This window comes from Kineococcus sp. DHX-1, from assembly GCF_042473625.1.
In the GTDB taxonomy this organism is placed as follows: Bacteria; Actinomycetota; Actinomycetes; order Actinomycetales; family Kineococcaceae; genus Kineococcus.
Genome location: NZ_CP170445.1, coordinates 3,481,942 through 3,507,518, shown reverse-complemented (window position 1 = coordinate 3,507,518; position 25,577 = coordinate 3,481,942). Strand labels below are relative to the sequence as shown.

The 25,577-nt window shown below is 73.3% G+C and carries 19 protein-coding genes; 14 read left to right on the top strand and 5 right to left on the bottom strand.

The genetic code is table 11. The features are described 5' to 3' along the window. The first annotated feature begins 2 nt into the window (after positions 1 to 2). The 14 genes from ACFEMC_RS16755 to ACFEMC_RS16690 all read left to right on the top strand — a co-directional run bounded on the left by ACFEMC_RS16755 (position 3) and on the right by ACFEMC_RS16690 (position 16,910). A complete protein-coding gene (locus ACFEMC_RS16755) occupies positions 3 to 1,136 on the top strand; it encodes a glycosyltransferase family 4 protein (protein WP_380170692.1) in 1,134 nt (377 codons plus the stop codon). Next, positions 1,133 to 3,262, top strand: a complete 2,130-nt coding sequence (locus ACFEMC_RS16750) for a DUF6541 family protein (protein ID WP_380170691.1) — start codon at positions 1,133 to 1,135, stop codon at positions 3,260 to 3,262. Before ACFEMC_RS16755 ends, ACFEMC_RS16750 begins: the two co-directional genes overlap by 4 nt. 17 nt (positions 3,263 to 3,279) lie before the next feature. Beyond that, entirely contained in the window at positions 3,280 to 5,145 is a 1,866-nt protein-coding gene (locus ACFEMC_RS16745) for a glycosyltransferase (protein WP_380170690.1), read from the top strand. Further along, entirely contained in the window at positions 5,142 to 6,455 is a 1,314-nt protein-coding gene (locus ACFEMC_RS16740; protein WP_380170689.1) for an acyltransferase family protein, read from the top strand. Before ACFEMC_RS16745 ends, ACFEMC_RS16740 begins: the two co-directional genes overlap by 4 nt. Next, complete coding sequence (gene glf, locus ACFEMC_RS16735) at positions 6,452 to 7,639, top strand: UDP-galactopyranose mutase (protein WP_380170688.1); 1,188 nt, start codon at positions 6,452 to 6,454, stop codon at positions 7,637 to 7,639. The genes ACFEMC_RS16740 and glf overlap by 4 nt, the downstream gene beginning before the upstream one ends. After that, positions 7,636 to 9,645: a glycosyltransferase gene (locus ACFEMC_RS16730; protein ID WP_380170687.1), complete on the top strand. Its 2,010-nt coding sequence runs from the start codon at positions 7,636 to 7,638 to the stop codon at positions 9,643 to 9,645. The genes glf and ACFEMC_RS16730 overlap by 4 nt, the downstream gene beginning before the upstream one ends. Then, positions 9,642 to 10,532: an ABC transporter permease gene (locus ACFEMC_RS16725; RefSeq protein WP_380176842.1), complete on the top strand. Its 891-nt coding sequence runs from the start codon at positions 9,642 to 9,644 to the stop codon at positions 10,530 to 10,532. Before ACFEMC_RS16730 ends, ACFEMC_RS16725 begins: the two co-directional genes overlap by 4 nt. Further along, positions 10,532 to 11,326, top strand: coding sequence for an ABC transporter ATP-binding protein (locus ACFEMC_RS16720; protein WP_380170686.1), 795 nt, complete (start codon positions 10,532 to 10,534; stop codon positions 11,324 to 11,326). Before ACFEMC_RS16725 ends, ACFEMC_RS16720 begins: the two co-directional genes overlap by 1 nt. 8 nt (positions 11,327 to 11,334) lie before the next feature. Next, positions 11,335 to 12,888 (top strand): hypothetical protein, encoded by a 1,554-nt coding sequence (locus ACFEMC_RS16715; protein ID WP_380170685.1) that lies wholly within the window; start codon positions 11,335 to 11,337, stop codon positions 12,886 to 12,888. Continuing rightward, positions 12,885 to 13,403: a phosphatase PAP2 family protein gene (locus tag ACFEMC_RS16710; protein ID WP_380170684.1), complete on the top strand. Its 519-nt coding sequence runs from the start codon at positions 12,885 to 12,887 to the stop codon at positions 13,401 to 13,403. Before ACFEMC_RS16715 ends, ACFEMC_RS16710 begins: the two co-directional genes overlap by 4 nt. A 47-nt stretch (positions 13,404 to 13,450) precedes the next feature. Continuing rightward, on the top strand, positions 13,451 to 14,290 hold the full coding sequence (locus ACFEMC_RS16705; protein ID WP_380176840.1) for a decaprenyl-phosphate phosphoribosyltransferase: 840 nt from the start codon (positions 13,451 to 13,453) through the stop codon (positions 14,288 to 14,290). Continuing rightward, positions 14,287 to 14,721, top strand: a complete 435-nt coding sequence (locus tag ACFEMC_RS16700) for a GtrA family protein (RefSeq protein WP_380170683.1) — start codon at positions 14,287 to 14,289, stop codon at positions 14,719 to 14,721. Before ACFEMC_RS16705 ends, ACFEMC_RS16700 begins: the two co-directional genes overlap by 4 nt. Further along, the gene (locus ACFEMC_RS16695) at positions 14,714 to 15,814 is read left to right on the top strand and encodes a glycosyltransferase family 87 protein (RefSeq protein ID WP_380170682.1); all 1,101 of its coding nucleotides are present in this window, start codon (positions 14,714 to 14,716) and stop codon (positions 15,812 to 15,814) included. Before ACFEMC_RS16700 ends, ACFEMC_RS16695 begins: the two co-directional genes overlap by 8 nt. 112 nt (positions 15,815 to 15,926) lie before the next feature. Then, the gene (locus ACFEMC_RS16690; RefSeq protein WP_380170681.1) at positions 15,927 to 16,910 is read left to right on the top strand and encodes an IS481 family transposase; all 984 of its coding nucleotides are present in this window, start codon (positions 15,927 to 15,929) and stop codon (positions 16,908 to 16,910) included. 143 nt (positions 16,911 to 17,053) lie between these two features. Here the strand turns inward: ACFEMC_RS16690 and ACFEMC_RS16685 are convergent, their stop codons facing one another. The 5 genes from ACFEMC_RS16685 to ACFEMC_RS16665 form a co-directional block, all read right to left on the bottom strand. Then, positions 17,054 to 19,069, bottom strand: a complete 2,016-nt coding sequence (locus ACFEMC_RS16685) for a SpoIID/LytB domain-containing protein (RefSeq protein ID WP_380170680.1) — start codon at positions 19,067 to 19,069, stop codon at positions 17,054 to 17,056. A gap of 17 nt (positions 19,070 to 19,086) precedes the next feature. Continuing rightward, positions 19,087 to 20,316 (bottom strand): LGFP repeat-containing protein, encoded by a 1,230-nt coding sequence (locus tag ACFEMC_RS16680; RefSeq protein ID WP_380170679.1) that lies wholly within the window; start codon positions 20,314 to 20,316, stop codon positions 19,087 to 19,089. Position 20,317: 1 nt separating this feature from the next. Continuing rightward, positions 20,318 to 22,327 (bottom strand): N-acetylmuramoyl-L-alanine amidase, encoded by a 2,010-nt coding sequence (locus ACFEMC_RS16675; RefSeq protein ID WP_380170678.1) that lies wholly within the window; start codon positions 22,325 to 22,327, stop codon positions 20,318 to 20,320. Positions 22,328 to 22,779: 452 nt separating this feature from the next. After that, entirely contained in the window at positions 22,780 to 24,072 is a 1,293-nt protein-coding gene (locus ACFEMC_RS16670) for a DUF1501 domain-containing protein (protein WP_380170677.1), read from the bottom strand. Between the two features lie 8 nt (positions 24,073 to 24,080). Further along, positions 24,081 to 25,547 carry a DUF1800 domain-containing protein gene (locus tag ACFEMC_RS16665; protein WP_380170676.1) on the bottom strand — a complete coding sequence of 489 codons (1,467 nt, stop codon included), beginning with the start codon at positions 25,545 to 25,547 and terminating at the stop codon, positions 24,081 to 24,083. Positions 25,548 to 25,577 lie beyond the last annotated feature (30 nt).

Here is a 25,577-nt window from a genome sequence, read left to right as displayed (position 1 = left end):
GCGTGTCGCCGCTGGTCCGCATCGCGACGCGGACCTACCCACCGGACGTGGGGGCCGCGCCGTTCCGCCTGCGTGCCCTCGCCCGGGCGCTCGTGGCGCGCGGCTGCGACGTCGAGGTCGTCACGGCGTCCGCGACCCACGCCGAGACCCCCGATGCCGGGGTGCGGACGCGCCGCCTGCCCGTGCTGCGGGACGCCGACGGCGTCGTCCGCGGCTACCTGCCCTACCTCTCCTTCGACGTCCCGCTCGCGGCGCGGCTGCTCACCGGCCGCCGGCCCGACGTCGTCGTGCACGAACCCCCGCCGACGACGGGTGTCGTCACGCGGGTGACGTCCCGGCTGCGGGGCGTGCCGTACGTGTCCTACCTGCCCGACGTGTGGTCGCAGGGGGCCGTCGCCGCGGGCGCCCCGGCCCCCGTGCTGCGTGCCGTCGCCGTGGCCGAGCAGGCCTCGCTGCGCGGTGCGGCCCGCGTCCTGGCCGTCACGCAGGGCATGGCCGACGAGGTCGTCCGCGGGGGCGTCGACGCCTCGCGGGTGCGCGTCGTCGGGAACGGGGTGGACGTCGACGTGTTCCGTCCCGCTGACGGACCGGTTGCGCCGCAGGGGGTCCGTGTCGTCTACAGCGGGACGATGTCGGAGTGGCAGCGCGCGGAGGTCTTCGTCCGCGCCTTCGCTCGGTTCGTCGCCGACCACCCCGGCGCGACGCTGACGATGGTCGGCGGCGGGGTCGACGTGCCGAGGCTGCGGGAGCTGGCCCGCACCGTCCCCGGGGTCGAGCTGCCCGGCACCGTCCCGCCCGAGCGCGCGGCCGAGCTGCTCGCCGGGGCCGACGTCGCCCTGGCCTCGCTCGTCCCGGGCAGCGGCTACGACCTCATGTCCCCGACGAAGATCTTCGCGGCCACCGCGTGCGGGACGCCCGTGCTGTTCGCCGGGGTGGGCAGCGGCGCGACGCTCGTGCGTGAGCACGACCTCGGCTGGGCCGTCGACCACGACCCCGCGGCCGTCGCCGCCGCGCTGGGCGAGGTCCGGACGCCGTCGCCGGCGCAGCGCGACCGGCTGCGCGCGTGGGCCGTCGCGCACGGCTCGCTCGCCGCCGCCGCGCAGCGCGCCGCCGACGCCGTGACCGACCTGCTGTGAACCCGCCCGTCGTCGTCGTCACCGGCGGGTCCACGGCCGGGGACGTGCTGACGCTCGTCGTCGCCGCGCTGTGGGTCCTCGTCCCGGGCGCCGCCGTCCTCGCCGCGGGCGGGGTGCGACGGCTGCCGCTCCTCCTCGGCGCGGCGCCGGCCGTCTCGATCGGCGTGTCCACCGTCGCCGCGAGCGTCACCGGTGCGACCGGGACGCGGTTCGCGTGGTGGGGCGTGCTCGCCGCCGCGCTCGTCCTCGCGGGCCTCGCCCGCCTCCTGCGCGGCCCCGTCCTCCCGGCGGAAGACGCTCCTCCCGCCCCTGCACGGGACGTTGCGAGGGCGGAAGGAGTGTTCTCCGCTCGGGGACCGCTGCTGGCGGCGGGCGTCCTCGTCCTGGCGGCCGCCGCGACGACGTGCACGCTGTTCCGGCGGGGGATGGGCGCGCTCGCGACGCCGTCGCAGGAGCACGACACCATCACCCACACCCTCGTCACCGCGCGCATCCTGCGGACCGGCGACGCGGCCCCCTGGCGCGCGCAGGCCCTCGACGTCGTCACGGGCACGCCCGCGCAGTACTACCCCGACGGCCTGCACCAGTGGGCGGCGCTGGTCGCCCAGACCGCGCGCGTCGACGCCGTCAGCGGGCTCAACGCCACGAGCGTCGTTGTGCTCGCCGTCGTGCAGACGCTCGGCCTGCTCGCCCTCGCCGACCGGGTCCTGCCACCGCGGTGGCTGCCGGCCGGGGGCGTCGCGGCCGTGGCGTCGGCGCTCGCGTACCAGCCGCTGCTGGCGATGCACCACGACTCCGGCGCCCTGCCCAACGCGGCCGCGATCGCCCTGGCCCCCGGCGCGATCGCGCTCGTCCTGCCCCCGCGCGAGGAGCTGCCGTGGCGGGGGGTCGTCGGCCGGGTGCCCGCCGTCGCCCTGGCGTGCGCCGGCGCCGTCACCGTCCACCCCAGCGCCGCCCTCACCGTCGGCAGCGGGGTTCTCGGCGTCTGGTGCGTCTGGCTCGTGGGGAGCGGTCTCACCGCCCTCCGAGGCCGCCGTCGGGGGGCGGAGGACACACTTTCCGCCCCTGAGACGGCCTTCCCAGGGGCGGAAAGCGTGTCCTCCACGCGGGGGACCGGGCGCTGGCTCGTGGGGCTCGCGGCGGTGGCGGTGCTGGCGGGCGGACTCGTCGGGTCGTCGTTGCTGCAGGCCGCGTCGGCCGGCGGCGGCTCGAGCTCGCGCTTCGCGCGCGACCTGGACCCGGAGTCCCTGCCCGACGCGCTCCACCGCGTCCTGACGCTCCCGCTGCAGGGCGGCATGGACCCCGCCGGGACCCAGGAGCAGTGGGTGCTCGCCGTCGCCGTCCTCGCGGGCCTCGCCCTCGCCGGACGCCGGGCCCTGCCCGTGGCGTTCGTCTGGCTGGTCTGGTCGGCGCTCGCCGTCGCCTACCTCGTCGACCTGCACGCCCCCGGCCTGGACCTCGTGTGGGACTCGGCGTGGAACTCCTACTACCGGGTCGTCGCGCACGGCAGCCCGTGGGCGTGGCTGCTCGCCGGGGTCGCGGTCGTGCGGGCCGCGGGCTGGCTGGCGCGGGGGCGGCGGGCCGAGCCGGTCGTCGCGGCCGTCCTCGGGCTCGCGCTGCTCGCCGGCGCGGCCGTCGCGTCGGGCCCCACCGAGGTCCGGGCCCTGCGCGAGCGGTACGCCGACCCCGCCTACGAGCGCATCGACGCCGACGACCAGGCCGCCGCCCGCTACCTCGCCTCCGTCGTGCGGCCGGGCCAGCGCGTGATGAACAGCGGCAACGACGGGTCCACCTACGCGTACGTCCTCCAAGGGGTCCCGGTCCTCGCGACGACGGCCGTGCCGCTGGCCTCGCAGCCGGACCTGCGGATCCTCGCCCGAGACCTGAGGGCCCTGACCCCGCAGGTCCTCCAGATCGTGCGGCGCGACGACGTCGCGTGGGTCGTCGTCGACTCCCTCGCGCCGGGTCTGCCCCTGCGCCCGGCGGATGCGCAGTTCTTCGGCGTCCCCGGGTACGCGGTGCCGCCGGGGCTCGTCGACCTCGACACCGCGCCGGGCTTCCGCCGGGCGTTCACGAGCGGGTCGGTGGGGGTCTGGGAGATCGAGAGTCAGGCGCAGGGCTCGTGACCTGGCACCCTGTGGCGGTGCCCCGCGCCGTCCCCGACCCCGACCAGGCCGCCGACACGACTCCCGTCCCCGAGCAGGTCGTGGCCGTCGTCGTCGCCTACGACCGCCGGGACCTGCTGCTCGCCGGGCTCGACGCGCTCGCCGACCAGACGCGCCGCCCGGACGTCGTCGTCGTCGTCGACAACGCCAGCAGCGACGGCTCGCCCGTCGCCGTCCGGGAGTGGGCCGCCGCACACGACCTGACCGTCGACCTCGTCGAGCTGCCCCGCAACACCGGCGGTGCGGGCGGCTTCGCCGCGGGCCTGGCCCGCGCCGTGCACCGGCACGCCGCCGACGCCGTCTGGCTCATGGACGACGACACCGTGCCCCGTCCCAGCGCCCTCGCCGAGTCCCTCATCGCGTTGCGCCGCACCGGTTCCGCCCTCGTCGCCAGCCGCGTCGTGTGGACCGACGGCCGCGACCACCCCATGAACACCCCGCGCGAACGGCCCGGGGTCGACGCCGCGGAGGCCCGCGCCGCGTACGCCGCCGGCTGCACGCCGGTGCGCTCGGCGAGCTTCGTCGCGCTCCTCCTCGACGCGCGGGCCGTGCGCGAGGACGGGCTGCCGCAGGCCGCGTTCTTCCTGTGGAACGACGACTTCGAGTACACGACGCGGCTGCTGCGCCACCGGCGCGGGGTCGCCTGCGCCGCCAGCGTCGTCGAGCACCGGACGAAGGTCTTCGGCGGCGCCGACGCCGACCCGGGGGAGCGGTTCGTCCTGGAGGTCCGCAACAAGCTCTGGACGTTCACCCGCTCCCGCCCGCTCGGCGCGAAGGACACCGTCCTGTACGGCGGGGCGACGGCGCGCCGCTGGGTGCGCACGCTGGCCCGCTCGCAGCGGCGCGACGTCCTCCTGCGCGGTCTGGCCGACGGGCTGCGCCAGGGCCTGGGGCGGCCCGCACCCACGGCGACCGTCCTGGCCGGACTCGGGGAGGTCTCCGACGACGTCCGCGCCGTCGAGGCGGCGGCCGGCCGCGCACCCCTGGCCCCGGCCGGCCCGACCACCGAGCTGCCGCCCTTCTCCGTCCTGCTGCCCGTCTGGGCCCGGGACGACGTGGCCCAGCTGCGTCGCGCGCTCGACAGCGTCACCCTCGACCAGGGGCTGCGCCCCGACGAGGTCCTCGTCGTGCGCGACGGGCCCGTCCCCGCCGACCTGCAACGCGCGCTCGACGACCTCGCCGAGCGGCCCGACGTGCGGGTGCTGGAGCTGCCCGCGAACGTCGGCCTGGCCCGGGCCCTGGAGGAGGGGCTGCAGCGCACCACGTTCGACGTCGTGGCCCGGATGGACGCCGACGACGTCAGCCTGCCCGGCCGGTTCGCCGCCCAGCTGCCGCTCATCGCCGCGGGGGCCGACCTCGTCGGCGCGGGGCTGCTGGAGATCGGCGCCGACGAGGACGACGTCGTCGCCCGCCGCACCCCGCCGACCGGTGCCGCCGAGATCGCCCGGTACGCCCGCTTCCACGACCCGTTCAACCACCCGACCGTCGTCTACCGGCGCTCGGCCGTGGCGGCCGCGGGCGGCTACCGGGACCTGGACCTCATGGAGGACTACTGGCTCTTCGCGCGCATGATCGCCGCGGGAGCCCGGGTCGAGAACCTGCCCGACGCGCTCGTGAAGTACCGCGTGGGCGCGTCGCCGGACGCCGGGTCCTACGCCCGCCGCGGGGGGCTGCGGCTCTTCCGCTCCGAGCTCACGCTGCAGCGGCACCTGCGCGCCGAGGGGTTCACGACGCCGGCGCAGGCCGTCCGCAACGTCGTCGTCCGCGGTGGCTACCGCTTCGTGCCCACGCGCGTGCGCACGGCCGCCTACCGCACCCTGATCGCCCGAGGAGGGACGCGGTGACCGCCGTCTCCGACACCAGACCGCCCGCCGACCCGGGGGCCGTCGCGCGCGTCCCGGAGGTCCGTTCGATCACCGGTCTGCGCATCGTGGCGGCCGTCTGGGTCCTGCTCTTCCACTGGAAGTTCACCCCGCTGCCGGACTGGGAGCGGGTGCGGGCCTTCCTCACGCCGGTCACCGACTCCGGGCACCTCGGGGTCGACCTCTTCTACGTGATCTCCGGCTTCGTCATCACCCTGACCTACGTGGACAAGATGGGCCGCCGGCCCCGCCTGGCCGGCTGGGTGAGCTTCTGGTGGGCGCGGATCTGCCGCGTCTGGCCCGCGTACGCCGTCGTCGTCGTGCTCTTCGGGACCTGGCTGTTGTGGCGGCGCAGCGTCGACCCCGCGTTCTACGCCTACCAGGGCGTGCAGCCCGACCTGGGCTGGCGCAGCTGGGTCGAGCAGCTCCTGCTCGTGCAGCTGTGGCACCGCCCCGACTTCGACGGGGCGAGCTTCGTCGGCGCGACGTGGTCGGTCTCGGCCGAGATGGCCGCCTACGTCGCCTTCCCCGTGCTCGCCCTCGTCCTGTACCGGCTGAAGCGGCTGCCGTGGTGGGTCCTCGTCGCGGGCGCCGTCGCGCTCATGGCGCCCGCCGCGCTGCGCAGCTACGAGACGGGCGTCATCTACTGGGACTACAGCTGGCTCGAGCGGATCTTCACCTGCTTCGGCGCGGGCGCCCTCGTGTGCCTGGCGGTCCGGAAGCTCCAGGCCGGGCCCGTGTCGGGTCCCCGCGCCGCGCTGTGGGCGCCGCGCCTCGCCTGGATCCTCGTGCTGGAGTCCGTGCTCGTCGTCGGCTGGGCCGCGGGCCGTCCCTACGACCGCTTCGCGACCGTCGCGATCCTCTTCCCGCTGCTCGTCGGGGCGCTCGCGCTGACCGACCGCGGACCGTCGGCCTGGCTGTCCCGGCCCTCGGTCGTGCTCGGCGGGCGCATCTCCTACAGCGTCTACCTCGTGCACGTGCCGGTGTACGAGATCTTCTGGACCTTCCAGAAGACCGTGCCGCAGATCGCGCCCGGCGGGCCGTGGACGAGCTTCCTCGTGCCCAACCTCCCGGTCGTCGCGATCGGGCTCGGGTGGGTCCTGTGGAGGTTCGTCGAGGAACCCGCTCGCCGCCGCCTGCGCGACCTCGGCCGCGCGCGTCGCCTGCGCCGGGACGGGGCCCGGGACGGCTACGCTGACGCCACCATGACCCATGCCGCTTCAGAGCACAGCCCTGCCCCCGAGCAGCACGCAGCGACCCGGACCGAGCGAACGAGGGTGACCGAGCAGTGAACGCAGACCTCGTCGTCGTCGGATCGGGCTTCTTCGGGCTCACCGTGGCCCGCCAGTGCGCGGAGGACCTGGGGCTGAAGGTCCTGGTCATCGACCGCCGCGACCACATCGGGGGCAACGCCTACTCCGAGGCGGAGCCGGAGACGGGCATCGAGGTGCACCGCTACGGCGCGCACCTGTTCCACACCTCCAACGAGCGGGTCTGGCAGCACGTCAACCGGTTCACGAAGTTCACGCCCTACGTGCACCGCGTGTTCTCGACGTACTCCGGGGGCGTCTACTCGATGCCGGTCAACCTGCACACGATCAACCAGTACTTCGGCAAGGCCCTCGGGCCGGCCGCCGCGCGCGCCCTCGTCGCCGAGCAGGCCGGGGAGATCGACACCGCGGCCGCCGACAACTTCGAGGACAAGGCGATCTCCCTCATCGGGCGCCCCCTCTACGAGGCGTTCTTCAAGGGCTACACGGCCAAGCAGTGGCAGACCGACCCGCGCAACCTGCCCGGGGCGACGGTCACCCGCCTGCCGGTCCGCTACAACTACGACAACCGCTACTTCAACGACACGTACGAGGGTCTGCCCGTCGACGGGTACACCGCGTGGCTGGAGCGGCTCGCCGACCACGAGAACATCGAGGTCCGGCTGAGCACCGACTTCTTCGACGCCTCCCAGGAGGTCTCGAAGGCGAACGTCGCGGGCAACGTCCCGGTCGTCTACACCGGTCCGGTCGACACGTACTTCGGCGACGCCGAGGGCCAGTTGTCGTGGCGCACGCTCGACTTCGAGCAGGAGGTCCTGCCGGTCGAGGACTTCCAGGGCGTCCCGGTCATGAACTACGCCGACGAGGACGTGCCGTACACCCGGATCCACGAGTTCCGGCACTTCCACCCCGAGCGGGACTACCCGAAGGACAAGACCGTGATCATGCGGGAGTTCTCCCGCTTCGCGGTCGCGGGCGACGAGCCGTACTACCCCGTGAACACCCCCGAGGACCGGCAGAAGCTGCTGGCCTACCGGGACCTGGCGTCGCGCGAGAAGGACGTCCTGTTCGGCGGCCGGCTCGGCACGTACAAGTACCTCGACATGCACATGGCGATCGGTGCGGCCCTGTCGATGGTGGACAACAAGCTGACGCCGCACTTCAAGGACGGCGCGGCCCTCGTGGCCGGGGGAGTGGACGCATGACGACTGTGACGCACGGCAACGACCTGCACCTCGAGGGTGCCCAGGGGCTCGCGCCGGACGACGGCGTGTGGCGCGAGGTCCACCGCATCGTCTTCCCGAGCAAGGCCGACATCGACGTCCTGCCGCTGTACGTCGACTTCTCGCAGTCGGAGGGGTACGCCTCGGCGGACACCGACTCGATGGAGTTCGTCAACACCGGTGTGGCCGAGTCCGACACCGAGGCCGCCGGCGACCGCCGCAGCCTCACCGTCCCGGCCGGCAAGCGGTACTCCCTCGGGTCGTACTTCAACGCGTTCCCGGCCAGCTACTGGCGCAAGTGGACCCGCGCGGAGGAGGTCCGCTTCGTCGGGACGTTCTCCGGCTACGGCACCGTCACGCTGTTCAAGTCCAACGCCCGCGGTTCCCGCCAGCGCGTCACGTCCTGGCGCGTCGAGGGCGCGGCCCAGCTGTCCGAGGACCTGACCCTGGCGCCGTTCGCCGACGGCGGCTGGTACTGGATCGACGTCGCCGGCGGCGCCGAGGCGCTGACGCTCGTCGAGGCCGCGTGGAGCGCGCCCGTCGCCGACCAGCCCGCGGGCAAGGCGTCCATCGGCGTCACGACGATGAACCGCCCCGACTACTGCGTGAAGACGCTCAACGCCCTCGCGGCCGACGCGTCCGTGCTCGAGGTCCTCGACGAGATCGTCATCGTGGACCAGGGCACGCAGAAGCTGCGCGAGCAGGAGGGCTACGAGGAGGTCGCGGCGCTCCTCGGCTCCAAGCTGCGGGTCATCGACCAGGCCAACCTCGGCGGGTCCGGCGGGTTCGCCCGCGGCATGTTCGAGGCCGTCCGCGGCGAGAAGAGCAAGTACGTCCTGCTCCTCGACGACGACGTGAACATCGAGCCCGAGGGCATCGTCCGCGCCGTGCAGTTCGGCGACGCGTGTCGCAAGCCGACCCTCGTCGGCGGGCACATGTTCGACATGTACGACCGCTCGGTCCTGCACACCCTGGGCGAGTCGGTGAACCTCTACCGGTTCTTCTGGGGCCCGGCGCGCGGGCTGTACCACGGCCACAACCTGGCGGCCTCGAACCTGCGCCAGACGCCGTGGATGCACCGCCGCGTCGACACCGACTACAACGGCTGGTGGATGTGCCTCATCCCCGTCGAGGTCGTCAAGGAGATCGGGCTCTCGCTGCCCGCCTTCATCAAGTGGGACGACGCCGAGTACGGCCTGCGCGCCATGGAGCACGGCTACTCGACGGTGTCGCTGCCCGGCGCCTGCGTCTGGCACGTGTCGTGGAACGACAAGGACGACACGATCGACTGGCAGGCCTACTACCACGAGCGCAACCGCTTCCTCGTGGCGCTGCTGTACTCCCCGTACGAGCGCGGTGGCCGGCTGTTCCGCGAGAGCAGCTACACCGACGTCAAGCACCTCATCTCGATGCAGTACTACGCCCAGACCCTGCGGAACCGGGCGTTGTCCGACCTCCTCAAGGGGCCGGGCCACCTGCACGAGACCCTCGGCACGACGCTGCCGGCCATCCGCGCCGCCCGCGCCGAGCACCCCGACGCCCAGGTCGAGGCCGAACCGGACGCGTTCCCCTCGCCCACCCGCGGCAAGCCCGCGCACAAGGGCAAGGAGCCCAAGCCGCCGAAGCGCGTCACGCTGCTGCCGTGGGCGGCCCAGGCCGCGCTCCGTCAGCTCAAGCCCGTCAAGCCGGAGGCCAACGAGCGTCCGGACGCGACGCTGGCGGCGGCCGACGGCAAGTGGTGGGAGCTGTCCCTGTACGACTCCGCCGTCGTCTCGATGGCCGACGGCAAGGGGGCGGTCTGGTACCGCCGCGACGCGAAGAAGTTCCGGTCGCTGCTCGCCGAGTCCGCCGACCTGCACCGCCGGATGCTGACCTCGTGGCCCCAGCTGCGCGCCTCGTACAAGGCCGCGCTGCCGGAGATCACGTCCATGGAGGCGTGGGCGAAGACCTTCGGCGTCGACCTCTCCCAGCCGGCGGAGAACCGCTGACCGTGGCCGTCGACACGACTGCACCGCTGGTAGCCCCGGGCCACGGCTCGGGGCTGCTGGACGTCGTCCGGTACCGGTACCTGCTCAAGCTCCTCGTCCGCAAGGAGATGCGGGTCCGGTACCGCGGGTCCGTCATGGGCCTGCTCTGGTCGTACGTGAAGCCCGGCGTCCAGTTCGCCGTCTTCTACTTCGCGATGGGGGAGTTCCTCCGGCTCAACGAGTCGGTGCCCAACTTCGCGGTGTACCTGTTCTCCGGCATCGTCGTGATCAACTTCTACACCGAGGCGTTCGGCAACGCGACGCGCTCGGTGGTGGGCAACGCGCCCCTCATCAAGAAGATCTTCCTGCCGCGCGAGCTGTTCTCGGTCTCCTCGGCGTGGGTCGCCTCGATCCACTTCCTGCCGCAGCTCATCGTGCTGCTCGTCGCGTGCTTCGTCACCGGGTGGCGGCCGGGGCCGGTGCAGATCCTCGCCGGCCTGCTCGGGTTCGTCATCATCGCGGTCCTCGCGGTCGGGCTCGGCCTGCTGTTCGGGGCCGTCAACGTGCTGTACCGCGACTTCGAGAACATCGTCGACCTGCTGCTCATGGTCGTGACGTGGACCTCGCCGGTCCTCTACGACTGGCAGAAGGTCGCCGCCGCGGTCGGTGGACCCGACTCCTGGTTCATGACGCTGTACCAGCTGAACCCCGTGACCGCGGCCGTCGAGCTGTTCCACTGGGCGTTCTGGTACCCCACGGGCGGGGTGCGCGAGGCGGCCGTCCCGCCGCCGCTGCCGCCGCACCTGCTGTGGTCCGGGCTCTGGGGGCTCCTCATCGCCCTCGTGTTCCTCGCGGTGGGGCAGGTCGTGTTCCGCCGCATCGAAGGCCGTTTCGCGCAGGAGCTGTGATGAGCGTGACCGACTCGAACACCGCGTCGAACTCCGGACCCGGCTCCTCCGACGCCCACACGTCGGGCGTCCCCACGGCCATCGAGGTCCGGGGCCTCGTCAAGGACTTCACCCTGCGCCACAACCGCTCCCTCAAGGAGCTGGCGATGGCGAAGATCCGCAAGAAGCCCATCTCGGACAACTTCCGCGCGCTGCACGGCATCGACCTCACCGTCCACCAGGGCGAGTCCCTCGCGCTGCTCGGCTTCAACGGCTCGGGCAAGTCGACGCTGCTCAAGCTGATCTCCGGCGTCATGCGCCCGGACGAGGGCACGATCGGCGTCCGCGGCCGCATCGCCGGGCTCATCGAGGTCGGCGCCGGGTTCCACCCCGACCTCACGGGCCGGGAGAACGTGTTCCTCAACGGCGCCATCCTCGGGATGGACGAGGCGACGATCACCGCGCGGTTCGACGACATCGTCGCGTTCAGCGAGATCGAGCGCTTCATCGACACCGAGGTGAAGTTCTACTCCTCCGGGATGTTCCTGCGGCTGGCCTTCGCCGTCGCGGTGCACACCGACCCCGAGGTGTTCCTCATCGACGAGATCCTGTCGGTGGGTGACGAGCCGTTCCAGAAGAAGTGCCTGGCCCGGATCGAGGAGCTGCGCGCCGAGGGCCGCACCCTCGTCATCGTCAGCCACGACCTCGACATGGTCGCGAACCTCTGCACGCGCGGGATCCTGCTCGAGCAGGGCCGCGTCGTGGCCGACGACACCGCCGAGCGCGTCGTCGCCCGGATGCGGGGGCAGGGGTGAGCAGCGGGGTGAGCGACGGGGCGACGCGGGAAGTCCGGACGGCGCCGCCGGCTCGGCCCGTCGCGCGCGTCGGTGCGCTCGTGCCCGCCCTCGGGGTCGGGGTGCTGGCCGCGGCGACGTTCGTGCTGCTGCGCACGGCCCTCGTCGACGACGCGTACATCACCCTCGCCTACGCGCGGAACCTCGCCCTGCACGGCACGTGGGGCCTGCTCTCGGACGTGCAGTCGAACACCGCGACGTCCCCGCTGTGGGTGCTGCTGCTCGGGGCGGTGACGTTCGTCGTGCGCCGGCCCGTCGTGGCGCTCGGGATCCTGCACGTGCTCGTCGCGGTCGGGCTGACGCTGTCGCTGACCTCGGCCGCACGCCGCACGCGGCTGCCCGCGTGGGTGGGTCCCGTCGCGGCCGTCGCGGTCGGGGTGAACCCGCTGCTGCTCAGCTCGGTCGGGCTGGAGTCGGCGTTCCTCGTCCTGCTGCTGTCGCTGCTGCTGCTGACGGCGGTGCAGGGGCGGGCGCTGCCGTTCGGCCTCGTCGCCGGGGCGGTGTTCCTCACGCGCATGGACGCGGGCGTCGTCATCGCCGTCGTCACGCTGCTGACCCCCGCGATCCTGCGCCGGGTGTGGGTGGCCGTGCCCGCGGCCCTCGTCGTCGTGCTGCCGTGGATGGTCTGGAGCTGGTTCGTCCTCGGGTCGGCCGTCCCCGACACCGTCGTCATCAAGACGCTGCAGAAGTCGTGGGAGCAGTACGACGTCACCAACGGTGCGCAGATGTACGTCGAGGTCTACGGGCTCACGGCCGTGCTGGCGTTCCTGCCCGTCGTCCTCGGCGGCCTCGGCTGGTGCGTGCTCGCCGCGGTCGCGTGGACGGGCCGCCGCGTCGAGGGCGACGGGCCCCGGTTGTGGCCGTGGCTCGTCACCGGGATCGCCGGCGTCGCCCACTACGTCGCGCTGTCGGTCCTCGGAGTTCCCCCGTACCACTGGTACTACGCCGTCCTCGTCGCCCTGTCGACGTTCACGGCCGTCGCCGCCCTCGGCGTGCTGTTCCGGACCGTCGAGGTCCGCCCCGTCGGGCTGGGGGCCGGGCTCGCGGCCGCCGTCGTGCTGGTGGCCAGCGTGGGTGTCGACCTGCGCGCGGGCACCCCGTGGCGCATCGCGCCGATCCAGACGAACTGGGCCGAACCCTCGCAGTACACGCAGGTCGCCCTCGGGGTGCAGCAGGTCCTGCGCGAGCGCGGCGGCCCGCAGCACGTCACGTCGCCGGGCGAGGTCGGTCACCTCGCCTACGTCTGCGACTGCGTCGTGGACTACTTCGGCGACCCGGCCCGCGTGCAGCCGATGATCGACCAGGTCGAGGCGGAGGCCTCCCCGCTCGGCAAGCGGCTCCTGGAGTGGAACTTCACGCACCGCGACACGGCGGCGCAACCCGTGCCCGTCGCGGGGGACCTGTTCCGGTTCGACCGCGGCACCGAACCCCCCGCGGCGCGCGACCTGCCCACGTGGCCGGTCACGACGACGTGGGACATGCCCCTGTCCGACATCGTCCTGCTCCCGGCGGGTGGTCTGTGAACGCAGTAGAGCGGGTGGCGGAGCTGGACCTGGCGGTCCTGCGCGCCGTCCAGGAGAAGGTCGCCTTCCCGGGCGCCGTGCCCGTCGCGACGGGGCTGTCCCACGCGGGCGAGCACGCCGCCGCGTGGATCTGGATCGGCGCGGTGGGGTTCCTCGTGGACCGCCGCCGGCGCCGGGAGTGGGCGGTCGCCACGACCGCGGTCGTCGCCGCGCACGGCGCCTCCGTCGTGCTCAAGCGCGTCGCGCGCCGGCACCGCCCGCTGGACCACCACGTCCAGGTGCGCGTCGGCACGCCGAGCCGGTGGAGCATGCCGAGCTCGCACGCCACGTCGACGACGGCCGCCGCGATCGCGTTCGCGCCGCTGCTGCCCGTCCCGACGTGGCCGCTGGTCCCGGCGATGATGGCCTCCCGCCTCGTCCTCGGCGTGCACTACCCGAGCGACGTGACCGCCGGGGCCCTGGTGGGCGCCGCGACCGTACGCGTCGTCCGGTCGCTCGCGGAGCGGTCCGGGTGAGCGTGACCGAGACCTCCCCGTCCGTGCTGCCCGCCTGGTTGCGGGCCATGCGCCCGCGGCAGTGGGTCAAGAACGTCCTCGTGCTCGCGCCGGTGTTCCCGGCCGGTTCGCAGGTCGGGCTCGACACGCTGACGGGCGTCGGCGTGGCCTTCGTGCTGTTCTGCCTCGTCTCCAGCGCCGTCTACCTCATCAACGACGCCAAGGACGTCGAGGCCGACCGGGCCCACCCGCGCAAGCGGTTCCGGCCCATCGCCTCCGGTGAGCTGAACGCCCGCACCGCAGTCGTCCTCGCCGTCGTGCTGGCGGCCGTCGCCCTCGTCGGCGGAGCGGTGTGGCAGCCCATGCTGGGCGTCGTCCTCGCCGTCTACTTCGCGATCCAGCTCGCGTACTGCTTCGGCGTCAAGCACGAACCGGTGCTCGAACTGGCCTGCGTCGCGTCGGGGTTCCTGCTGCGGATGCTCGCCGGCGGCACCGCCGGGGACATCCCGTTGTCGGGGTGGTTCCTGCTGACGACCGCGTTCGGGTCCCTGTTCATGGCGGCCGGCAAGCGGTACGGCGAGGCCCGCCGCGGCGAACTCACGGGGGAACCCGTGCGCCGCGTCGTGCAGAAGTACACGACGACGTACCTGCGGTTCGTCTGGACGCTCGCGGCGACGGTCGTCGTCACGACGTACGCGCTGTGGGCCGTCGAGGTCCTCGTGCCGCAGTCGGGGACCCAGCTCGCGACGCTGTCCGTCGTCCCGTTCATCCTCGCGGTGATGCGGTACGCCGTGGACGTCGACAAGGGCAACGCCGAGGAACCCGAGGAGATCGCGCTGCACGACAAGGTCCTCCTCGTGCTGGCCCTCGCCTGGTGCGGGTCGCTGCTGCTGGCGGTGTGGCTGTGATCCGCGCCGTGACGCAGCACCACCGCTTCGGCGAGGTCGTGCGGTTCCTCGTCTCCGGCGGGATCGCGTACCTCGCCGACCTCCTCGTGTTCAACGTGCTGCTGTTCTCCGGCGTCGGGTCGGCGCTGTCGAAGGTGGTCTCGAGCGTCATCGCCATCTTCATCGCGTTCCTCGGGTCGCGGTACTACACCTGGCGCGACCGGCGCAGCGCCCACCCGGGCCGCGAGTACGCACTGTTCTTCCTGTTCTCGGCGATCGCGGCGGGGTTGCAGCTGCTGTGCCTCGTGATCACCCACTACGGGTTCGGCTGGACGTCCGCGGTGGCGGACAACGTCTCCGGGAACGTCGTCGGCATGGCGATCGCCATGGTGTTCCGCTTCCTGACGTTCCGGACGTTCGTCTTCCCGGACCGGTCCGCCTCGCGTGCCTGACCGCCGGACCTGGCTGCCCGCCGCGGCGGGCGTCGTGCTCGCGGTGGCCCTGGTCCTGTCCGGCCTCGGGCAGGAGGCGTGGCAGCGCGGGTACGACCTGGCGGTCTACCGGGACGGCGCACGCGACCTGCTCGCCGGCCGGGACCTGTACCTGCGCGAGACCTACCGCGGGCACTGGTTCGTCTACCCGCCGTTCGCGGCCGTGCTGTTCCTGCCGCTGCTCGCGCTGCCCGCGGCCGCCGACCTCGTCGTGTGGGACGCCGTGCTGATCGGCGTCACCGTCTGGGCGTGCGTCAAGGTGTTCCGGTCGGTCTCGGCGGGCTGGTCCGTCGGTCTCGGCACGGCGTTCGTCCTGCTGAGCGACCCGTTCCGGGAATCCCTCGTGCTGGGGCAGGTCAGCCCGCTCGTCGTCGTCGGCCTCGTCGTCGGCTGCCTCTACGGCGGGCGCGGGGGAGCGGTGCTCGCCGGGTTGTCGGGGGCGGTGAAGGTGACGCCGGCGCTCGTCGTGGCGGCCTTCGTCAACCGGCGGGCGCGCTGGTGGTTCGCCTCGGCGGTGGCCGTCGTCGGCCTCGTCGCCACCGTCGTCGGGGTGCTCGTCGCGCCGGGGTCGGCGGTGTCCTACTTCGGGTCCCTCGTGTGGGACTCCTCGCGCGTCGCGGCGCCGGGCACGACGACGAACAACTCCCTCGCCGGGGCGTTCGCCCACGCCGGTCTGTCGTCCACGGTGAGTTCCACCCTCGGGCTCGTCCTGTCCGTCCCGCTGCTGGTGCTCGTCGTCGTCGTGGCGCTGCGCGCGGACTGGCTGGAACGGACCGACCGGTTGCGGTTCGGCCTGCTCGTCTCCCTGGTGACGTGCCTCGTCTCGCCCGTGACGTGGTCGCACCACGCCCTGGCTGCCCCCGTCGCCGCCGTCGCGCTGCTGGCGTGGGGGCGGTTCCGCGTGGTGGTCGTCCTCGCGGGGCTCCCGTGGCTGCTGCCGGTGCTGCACTGGGGCACGCTCGCCGCCGAGACGCGGCCGCTCTCGCTCCTCGTGCTCGTGGCCCTCCTCGCCCTCACGCCGCGGCGACGCGGTGGGCTCGTCGTCCAGCGCTAGCTGTACTCAGCCATGACGTTGGTGACACGCGGCGTGGCTGATTGAACGGGGAAGGCCCCCGGTGGCTTGGTGGAGGTCTCTGACGCCATCCATCAAGACCCCGGAGGCCTTCGTGTCCCACGCTAACGCCCGCCTGACCCCGCACGGGCGCCTACTGCTGGCCCGCCGCGTCATCGACGATCACCGCCCGGTCGCCCACGTCGCCAAGGAGCTCGGCGTCTCCCGCCAATGCGCCCACCGCTGGGTCGCCCGCTACCGCACCGAAGGCGCAGCCGGCCTGGCCGACCGCTCCAGCCGCCCCCATACCCAGCCCACCCGCACCGACCCGGTCACCGAAGCGCGCGTCCTGCGAACTCGCGCCCAACTGCGCGTGGGCCCCGACGCCATCAGTGACCAGACCGGTGTCCCGGCCCGAACCGTCAGCCGGATCCTGCAACGGCACCACATGCTCCCGCTGGTCGCGTTGGACCCACTGACCGGTGAACAGATCCGAGCCACCCGCCGCAGCGAACACCGCTACGAGCACACCGAGCCCGGATCCCTCGTGCACGTGGACGTCAAGAAGCTCGGGCGCATCCCCGACGGCGGAGGCTGGCGGGCCCACGGCCGCAGCGAAGAGGTTCGCGGGCGAGGAATCGGCTTCGACTACGTCCACGCCTGCATCGATGACCACTCCCGCTACGCCTACGCCGAGATCCTCCCCGATGAACGGGGCGAGACCTGCGCGGCGTTCTTCACCCGCGCCGCCGCAGCGTTCGCGGCGGCCGGCATCACCCACATTCAGCGGGTCATGACCGACAACGCCTTCTCCTACCGCCGCTCCCTGGCCTTCGGCGCCGCGGTCGCTGCAGTCGGGGCCAGGCAGAAGTTCATCCGCCCGCACTGCCCCTGGACTAACGGCAAGGTGGAGCGGTTCAACCGAACCCTGGGCACGGAGTGGGCCTACCGGCAGGTGTTCACCAGCAACGACGCCCGCGCTGACGCGCTGGCACCGTGGCTGGTGCGGTACAACACCACCAGACCCCACCACGCTCTGGGACGTCAGGCCCCGATCACTCGACTACCTGTCACCAACGTGCCGGCTGAGTACAGCTAGCGCGCCGGCTCCAGCATCCGGCTCACAGGTCGAGCCCGAGGCGTCAGCGATTCCACGTGGTGCGCCCTCGCCGAGGTGGGCTCGTCGACGCATCCGGCTCACAGGTTGAGCGCGCGGCGTCAACGAGCCACCCCCTGGGGGCGTCAGACGCGGGCGACCTTGCCGGTGGTGGAGCTGAAGCTCAGCGTCCCGCCCTGGAACGTCTGGGTCAGGGTCGAACCGTTCCAGACCTCGTCGCCCGTGGGCATCCCGAGGGAACCGTTCTCCCAGCCCTGCGCGGCCCACGCGTCGTAGACGGCGCCGCGGACGGCGTGCACGCCCGAGGCCGGGCCCCAGTAGACCGACCCGCCCTGGAAGCGGGTGAAGAAGCCGCGGCCGTTCGGCAGGGCGGCGTCGCTCGTCACGGGGAACCCGAGACCGCCGTTCTCCCAGCCGAGGGAACCCCACTTCTGCAGGATCGCGCCGCGGACGGCGTGCGCGCCGGCGAACGGCGTCCAGTAGATCGACCCGCCCTGGAACTGCGTGTACCAGCCCACGCCGTTCGGAGTGGGGGCGTCGGAGGTGGTCGGGAAGCCCATCCCGTTCTCCCAGCCGAGCCGGGCCCACTCGGAGCGGATGGCGCCGCGGACGGCGTGGGCGCCGGTGGCGGGCGAGAAGTACACCGACCCGCCCTGGAAGTGGTTGTAGAACCCGACGCCGTTCGGGGTGCGGCTGTCGCCGGTGGTGGGGAAGCCGAGGCCGTTCTCCCAGCCCAGGCGTGCCCACTCCGAGCGGATGGCGCCCCGGACGTCCCACGCGCCGGCGGCCGAGGCGTAGATCGAGCCCCCCGCGAAGTGCTGGTAGGACCCCTGGCCGTTGGGCGTCGCGAGTTCCGCGCTCGTGGCTCCGCCCAGCGGGCCGGAGGCCCCGCCGAGGGCGCCGTAGCGCTGCTGGACGGCGCTGGCGATCGAGAACCAGTCCGAGCGCAGCCCGGCGAGCTGACGGATGCGGGTCCCCGTCAGCGACGCGGTGCCGTTGAGGCACAGCAGCTTCGCCGAGGTCACGCGCCCGCCGTAGTCACCGCGGCCGTCGCGGCCGGTGATGACGAGCCCGGTCGCCGAACCGGCGTTGCCGCAGGCGGCGTCGAAGGCGGTCGCCGGGACGGTGGCCGACCAGTCGGCAACGCTGGACCCCGCGGCCGCGCCCGGGCCCGAGAACGGGTCGGCACGGGCGGTCAGGTACGGCTTGGAGCCCGTGACGGTCCAGCCGCCGTTGGAGGAGGAGAACTGCGTGAACGCGACCTGCCCGCCGTAGGAGCGGATCTCCCCGGCCGTGGCGGCGATCGCGGAGTCCGTCGAGGCCGGGGTCGTCCAGGTCGTCGCCCCGTTGCGGTCGCGCAGTTCCGAGCCGCGGTAGACCTGGCACGCGGTGGTGTCGCAGATGTCGGTCTGCGCCTGCGGGTTCAGGACGGACATCGCGTAGCTGCGGGCCGCGACGGCCTGCGCCTTGAGCGCCTCGGGAGCGAAGGACGACGGGGACTCGGCGGGCACGACGCCGCGCAGGTACGTCTCGAGCGGGACGTCGTTCACGACGGTCAGGGTCGAGCCCGTGACGATGCGGATCGTCCCGTCGTACCGGACGAAGGTGCCGTCGCCCTTCTGCAGCAGGACGCCGTCGGGGCCGCTGATCGTGACGGTGCCGCCCCAGGTCTCGCGCCAGCCCCCGTTCGCGGCGTTCCCGGAACCGACCGTCGCGGACAGGCCGTTCCCCGAGGGCGCGACGACGAGGCGCTGCCCGGCGCCGAGCTTCTGGCCGCTGGAGGACAGCGTGAGCTGCGCCGACGTCGGCGCGGAGATCGCCACGGCCGCGTTCGCGAAGGACGTCAGGCCGACGCGCAGCGTGCGGTTCGCCTGGTTCCCGACGGACGTGCCCGGGTAGTAGAAGTCGAGGATCGTCCGGTAGGACTGCCCGGACAGGGCGCGCGACTGCGCCCCCCACTGCGACATCCCGATCCCGTGGCCGTACCCGTGCCCGACGACGGCGAAGGAGCCGCCGACCGCGGGGCGGACCTCGTCGGCCCGGGCGGGCAGGGTCGTGAGGGTGGCGAGGGTTCCCGTGGCGGTGAGCGCGACGGCCGTCGCGGCCAGGGCCCGGGTGAGGCGACGGTTTCGGGTGCGCACGGGTTCCTCCAGGGTTCTCAGTTGCCGGTGTAGCTGGTCGAGGTGGTGCGCCGGGCGGCGTCCCAGGTGATGGAGCCGCCTTGGAAGTCGACGCGCAGGCCGCCGGGGACGGGGTACTCGTCGCGCGTGGGGAACCCGAGACGGCCGTTCTCCCAGCCCTGGCGGGCCCACGCGTCGCGCAGGGCGCCGCGGACGGCGTGCGCTCCGGTGGCGGGGGACCAGTAGACCGACCCGCCCTCGAAGTGCGTGTAGTACCCGGGTTTCGCCGGGGTGCGGGTGTCACCGGAGACGGGGAACCCGAGGCCGTTCTCCCAGCCGAGCTGGGCCCACCGGTCGCGGATCGCGCCGCGCACCTCGAAGGACCCGGTCGCGGGGGAGGAGTAGACCGACCCGTGCTGGAAGTGGTTGTACGCGCCCGTGCGGCGCGGGGTGCGGAGCTCGTCGGTCAACGGGACGCCGAGGGTCCCGACCCCACCGATCCGGTCGAACCGGGCCCGGATGCCGCCGTGCACCTCGCGGACCGGAGTGGTGGGGGAGGAGTAGACGGTGCCGTAGTGGAAGTCCTTGCGCGCCACGCCGCCGGCCGCGGTGGTGCGCCGGCCGCCGACGTCCCCGCCGAGCACGGACCGTTCGGCGCCCAGGGCGATCCAGTGCCCGCGCAGCGGGTCCGTCGTCCCCGTCCACCACGACGTCTCGCGCGCCGCGCCGGAGAACGTCAGCGAGAGGTGGATGTGGTTCGTGTGCGGGTCGGGTCCGGTGTACGGCTGCCAGCCCGCGGCGGCGTTGTACGTCTTCCAGACCTGCCGGTTCCAGATCACGTACATGACGCCGAGGCGGCGCGCGTTCGCGGCGACGTTCCCGCTGGAGTCCGTGGCCAGCAACCAGGTGAGGAACTCCCCGGCCAGCGCGGCCTGGGCGGGGTTCGTCGCCTCCAGCATCCAGTCGACGGCGCGGCCGTCGGAGTGCTCGGAGACCGGGACGCCGCTGGCGGGGCAGTCGCGGGCCGTGCCGATCGTCTGCTTGCCGTAGGCGTCGCGGATCAGCTGGGCCAGGGCGGGGGTTCCCGGCTGCGGCGACTGGCAGGTGATCGGCGCCTGGTAGCGCGGGAAGGCGTCGACGTCCGCGGGCAGTCCGCCGGGAACCCGGGGGGCCGCCTGGGCCGGCAGGCCCGTGGCCAGGACCGCTCCGGCGACGAGGGCGGAGAACCCCGCGCGCAGAGCGGTCCGGCCCGGACGTCGACGCCTCACGTCACTTCTTCTTCACGGTGATCTTGCCGGTGGACTTCGTCCAGGTGAGGGTTCCGCCCTCGAACTCGATGCGCGTCCCGCCGTCGATCGCGACCTCGTCCTTGGTGGGGAACCCGAGGAAGGAGTTCTCCCAGCCCATCGAGGCCCAGGCGTCGCGGAACGCGCCGGTGATGGCGTGCGCGCCGGTCGCGGGCGACCAGTACACCGACCCCTTCTGGAAGTGGTTGTAGTACCCCTTGCCGTTCGGGGTGGGGGTGTCGTCGACGGTCGGGAAACCCAGCCCGTACTCCCAGCCGAGCGCGGCCCAGCGGTCGCGGATCGCGCCGGTCGTCCAGTGCGCCCCGGTGGCGGCGGAGTAGTAGATGGAACCGCCCTGGAAGTGGGTGAAGAACCCGCCCTTCGCGGCACCGTCGCCCGTGACGGGGAAACCGGCGGGGCCGCCCTCCCAGCCCATGGACGCCCACTTCTGCCGGATGGCGCCGCGGACCTCGTGGGCGCCGGTGGCTGGCGACCAGTAGATCGACCCGCCCTGGAAGTGGTTGTAGAACCCGCCCTTGGCCGGGGAGTCGTCGGTCGTGGGGAACCCCAGGCCGTTCTCCCAGCCGAGCTGGCCCCACAGCTGCAGGATCGCGCCGCGGACGGTGTGGGCGCCGGTGGCCTTCGACCAGTAGATCGCGCCGCCGGAGTAGAACCGGTAGGACCCGGCCCCGTTCGGGGTGTCGTTCTCGTCGGTCGTGGGACCGCCGAGGTTGCCCGCACCGCCGATGGCGGCGTACTTGGCGGCGATGGCCGTGATCGTCGCCCCGCCGAGGAGTTCGTCGACGCGGTCGCGGATCGCGTCCATCTTGGTGAACCCGACGTTCCCGGGGCAGGCCGTGTAGCCGACGTCGCGGTGGGCGTTGATCGTGCGCAGCCTGACGGTGGTGCCGGGGGAGTACTTCGCGGTGCCGCCACCGGCGGAGGTCAGGTACGCGACGCCGTCGGCGGGCAGGCCGTACATCGACAGCTTCCACGCGATGACCTGCGCGACGGACTCCAGGCACGCGGCGCTGGGGGCGATCGAGGTGAAGTCGCCCATCATCGAGACGCCGAAGGTGTCGGTGTTGAACCCGCCGGCGTGGGCGCCGACGACGGGCAGCGTGATGCCGCCCGCGCGGCCCTCCCAGATGCCGCCGAAGCGGTCGACGACGAAGTTGTAGCCGAGGTCGGACCAGCCCAGGGACACCGTGTGGTACCGGTACATGCTGCGGATCACGGACGGCACGTCGGACTGGCTGTAGGTGCCGCCGTCGGCGGTGTGGTGGACCACGCAGGCCTTGATCGTGTCGCTGTAGCCGACGCCGCCCTTGCGCAGGGACTCGTCGGCCCCCCACTGGGCGCGGGTCTTGATGGTCGGCTGCGGCAGCACCTTGGGGGAGGCCTTGGTCGCCAGGAGCTGGGCGCTGCGGTCGCTCGAGGCGGGGCTCGACAGCGTCGTGCGGGCCAGGGCGGAGGCCTCACCGGCGTCGACGACCTGCAGGTGGGCGTCGGCCACGTCGGCCTGCGGCAGGCGGACCTGGACCGTCGCGCCGGTGCCGAGGGCGCCGACCCACATCGGGTCCGAGGCCGTCACCGAACGGCGGCCCTCGGCGGTGTCGGGGTCGGGCTCGGAGTCGTTCAGGGGCAGGTCGCTCCACGCGGTCCATCCGCCGCCGGCGAGGCGGACGCGGACGGAGATGGTGTCGGTGGAGGCGCCGGAGGGGAACGTGACGCCGACCATGTGCCCGCCGTCGACGGGAACGCTCACGACGGCCAGGCCGGGACCGGCCTCCGCCTGCGCGGAGGACAGCAGGGAGGCCGAGCGCTGGGCGCCGAGCGAGAACGCCCGGGTGGAACCGGTGACCTGCAGGGCGGCGGGGCTGAGGGCGCTGGCCGAGTCGCCCCCGGCCGCCAGGCAGGCGCCGACGACGCCGGTGCCGACGGCACCCGTCAGCAGGGTGCGGCGGGACAGGGGGGTCTGGACGGACCGCATCGGGTTCGTTCCTCTCTGGCGGGGGCGGTGCTCACTGCCGGTGCTCACTGCGTGCGGGGACACACCCACACGGGCGAACGCTCGGCCTCGGCATCGGCGCATCGACTCCCGACCTTGAGCGTGTCGCTCCCGGGCTGTGCCCGGTCCGTCACGCAAAGTAGGGGACGATGCCTGTGGTGTACAAGGTGCGGGAGTGCACAAACTCGTAACACCTCTGTGGTCACTCGTTTACTCTACGTCACAATCGGCGCACGAGTCCCAGAGCTGAAGACACTTCCGGCACAGGTTCTTCCCGGGAACGACACAGCCCCCCGGAGCCCGCAGAGGGCTCGGAGGGCTGGTCCGGGGAACGGTCGGGGCAGGTCCAGGCGCCGTTCAGGGTGACTCCAGGCGCCGTCCGGGTGACACCCGATCCGGTCGGATGTCACTGTCAGTGACGACGCTGCGGGAGCTCAGCGGGCGCGCACGACCCCCAGCGGGGAACCGCCGACCCCCGGGAAGATCGTCCCGAGCGACCCGGCCCCGCAGCGCTTCTGCAGGACCTCGCCGATGACGCTGCGGTAGTCGGTCGTGCCGGCCAGGTCGCCGTCGACGAGGCGGTCCGCGCCCAGGCCGGGCCACACGCCGTGGACCCGGCCCCCCACGACCCCGCCGCCGAGCAGCAGGACGGCGTTGCCGTGGCCGTGGTCCAGGCCGCCGGAGGCGTTCTCGCCCACGCGACGGCCGAACTCCGACAGGGTCACCAGGGTGGTGGAGCCGAAGGCCGACCCCAGGTCGGTCGCGAAGGCCGCCAGGGCCGAGGACAGCTCGGTGAGCTTGTCGCGCATCCAGCCGCCGTCGACCCGGCCGAGCCCGGCGTGCATGTCCCAGTCGCCGTAGTCGAGGGCGATGACCTGCACCGGGGCCCCGGACTTCTTCAGGACCGCGGCCTGGGCCAGCGCCCGCCCGAGGTCGGAGTCGGGGTAGGCGGCGCCGTTCGCGGGTCCGGCCGTCCGGCCCGGCAGCTTGGCCACGTCCTCCATGGCGCTCAGGAGCGTCGTCGCGGGCGCGGCGACCTCCGGCCGGGCGCCCGTGTGCATGCGGCGCAGGGCGGCGTGCCAGGTCGGCCGGTCGTCGCCGGGGCCGATGAGGCTGAAGCCGTCGAGCGACGTCGTGGTGGTCTTCGGCGCCGGACCGGCGAAGGAGCGCGGCTGCTGGTTGGAGATGCCCACGGCGCCCAGCACCGACCCGGTGCCGAGCGAGCCGATCGTCCGGTCGATCCAGCCGGTGCGCACCGAGCTGCCCGGTGCGGCCGTCTCCATCTGCTCCATGGCCGCGAAGTGCGAGCGCGTCGGGTCGGACTGGCCGACGGCGTGCACGACGCCGAACGTCCCGTTCTTCCAGAACGGCACCAGCGGGGCCATCGCGGGGTGCAGGCCGAACATCTGGTCCAGGCCGAGCAGCGTCGAGCGGGGGACCGCGATCGTCGGCCGGGCCGCGTAGTAGGCGCCGTCACCCCCGGGGACGACGGCGGACAGGCCGTCGAACCCGCCGTGCAGGCTGAGGACGACGAGCGTCTCGCCGTTCCAGCCGGGCGCGGCGAAGGAGACCTGTGTCGAGACGTCGCCGACGGCGTAGGTGGTCACCCCGGTGGCGGCGGCCGCGAGGGCCGCGCGCAGGACGGTGCGGCGCGAGGTGAGGCGGGACCCCTCGTCGCAGCCGCAGCGCGGGTCGTTCGCCGTTCCGGCAGTGCTTCGGGTGCTCACGGTGCTCCTCAGCGGATCGTGAAGGACGGGGAGTCGAGGGTGAGGGCGACCAGGTAGCGCAGGTTGTTCTGCACCCACCGGTCCCCGGACGAGCAGGGCGAGCCCTCCGAGCGCCCCGCGTACTGCAGCAGCCCGGCCTTCTCGTCGGCGCTCAGCCGGCTGCCCGTCAGCCGCACACCGAGGGCGTCGACGAGCGCGCCGTAGGTCGAGGGGATGCTCGACAGCAGCTGCAGGGCGGGCGTGAACCGCAGCTCCGGCGGGTACCAGCCCGCCGCGAAGTCCATGTGCCGGTTCCAGCGCGACAGCGTCAGGCTCGGCGAGGTCCAGGCGGCGGCGACGTCGGGGTAGCCGTTCGGTGCGGGCCACGCCATCGGCGCGTGCCCCTGGTCCAGCACGTGCCAGAAGATCTTGGTGATGCCGCCGACGCCGCTGGGCTCCATGCCGGTCCCCAGCGTGCGCAGCGTCGCGACGTAGTCCTCCTGCGGCGTGCGGACCTTCTGCCCCGCCGAGGCCCAGAAGTGGGCGGAGTCGAACATCGTCCGCAGCACCGGCACGACCTGGCCGCCGGTCTGGACCCAGGTGCGGGCCATCGCGTCGAGCAGCGCGGCGGGCGGGGTGTCGGAGACGAAGCGGGTGGCGAGCTTGCCGGACAACCGGCGTGCGGTGACGGGGTGGACCGCCAGCCAGCGCAGGTACGCGTCGATCCAGCCGTTGCCGTCGGCCGGGGAGTGCGGCGGCACGCCGAACCCGTAGACCGAGCGGCCGCCACCGTCGTGCCGGCCGGCGTCGTAGGTCCCGCCCCCGTCGCGGCCGATGGTCAGGCCCGTCAGCAGGCGGGCGGAGTTCTTCACGTCCGCCTCGGAGTAGCCCGCCTCGACGCCCAGCGTGTGCAGCTCGAGGAGCTCGCGGCCGTAGTTCTCGTTGGGCTGCGCGGCGGTCGAGCTCGTGTTGTCGAGGTACGTCAGCATCGCGGGGTGCCGGGCGGAGGCCACGAGCATGTCGGGGAAGCTGCCGAACGCGTGGCGGCGGACGACGTTGCGGTCGTAGTCCTGGCGGCTCGCCCAGACCTCCGAGCTCGGGTTCGTGACGTGCAGGACGTTGTTCCAGACGTCCACGACGACCTCGAACAGCTGACGCGTGCTCCAGATCTGCCGGGCGAGGGTGAGCCGGCCCGTCTCGAGCATGGCGTTCCACTCCGTCGCGGCGTACCCGCCGGTCCAGAGGTCCTGCGCCGAGCGGCCGTAGAACGTCATGCGGCCCGCGAAGGCGTCCACGGCACCGTCGTCGAGCGCGCCGGGGTTCAGCTGGCGGTCCAGCCACGCGGCCGTGCCGAGGCGGGCGACCTCGGCGAGGGAGTCGGGCGTGGGTCCCCACGTCGCGCGGCGCAGCAGGTGGAGCTGGTCGGCCGGGGTCTCGTGCGCGAACGGGGCGGTCGCGGCCCGGCGGCGGCCGCGGATGAGGGGCGAGGTGGGCACGGCCACTTCTCGACAGGGGATCTTGGGAGC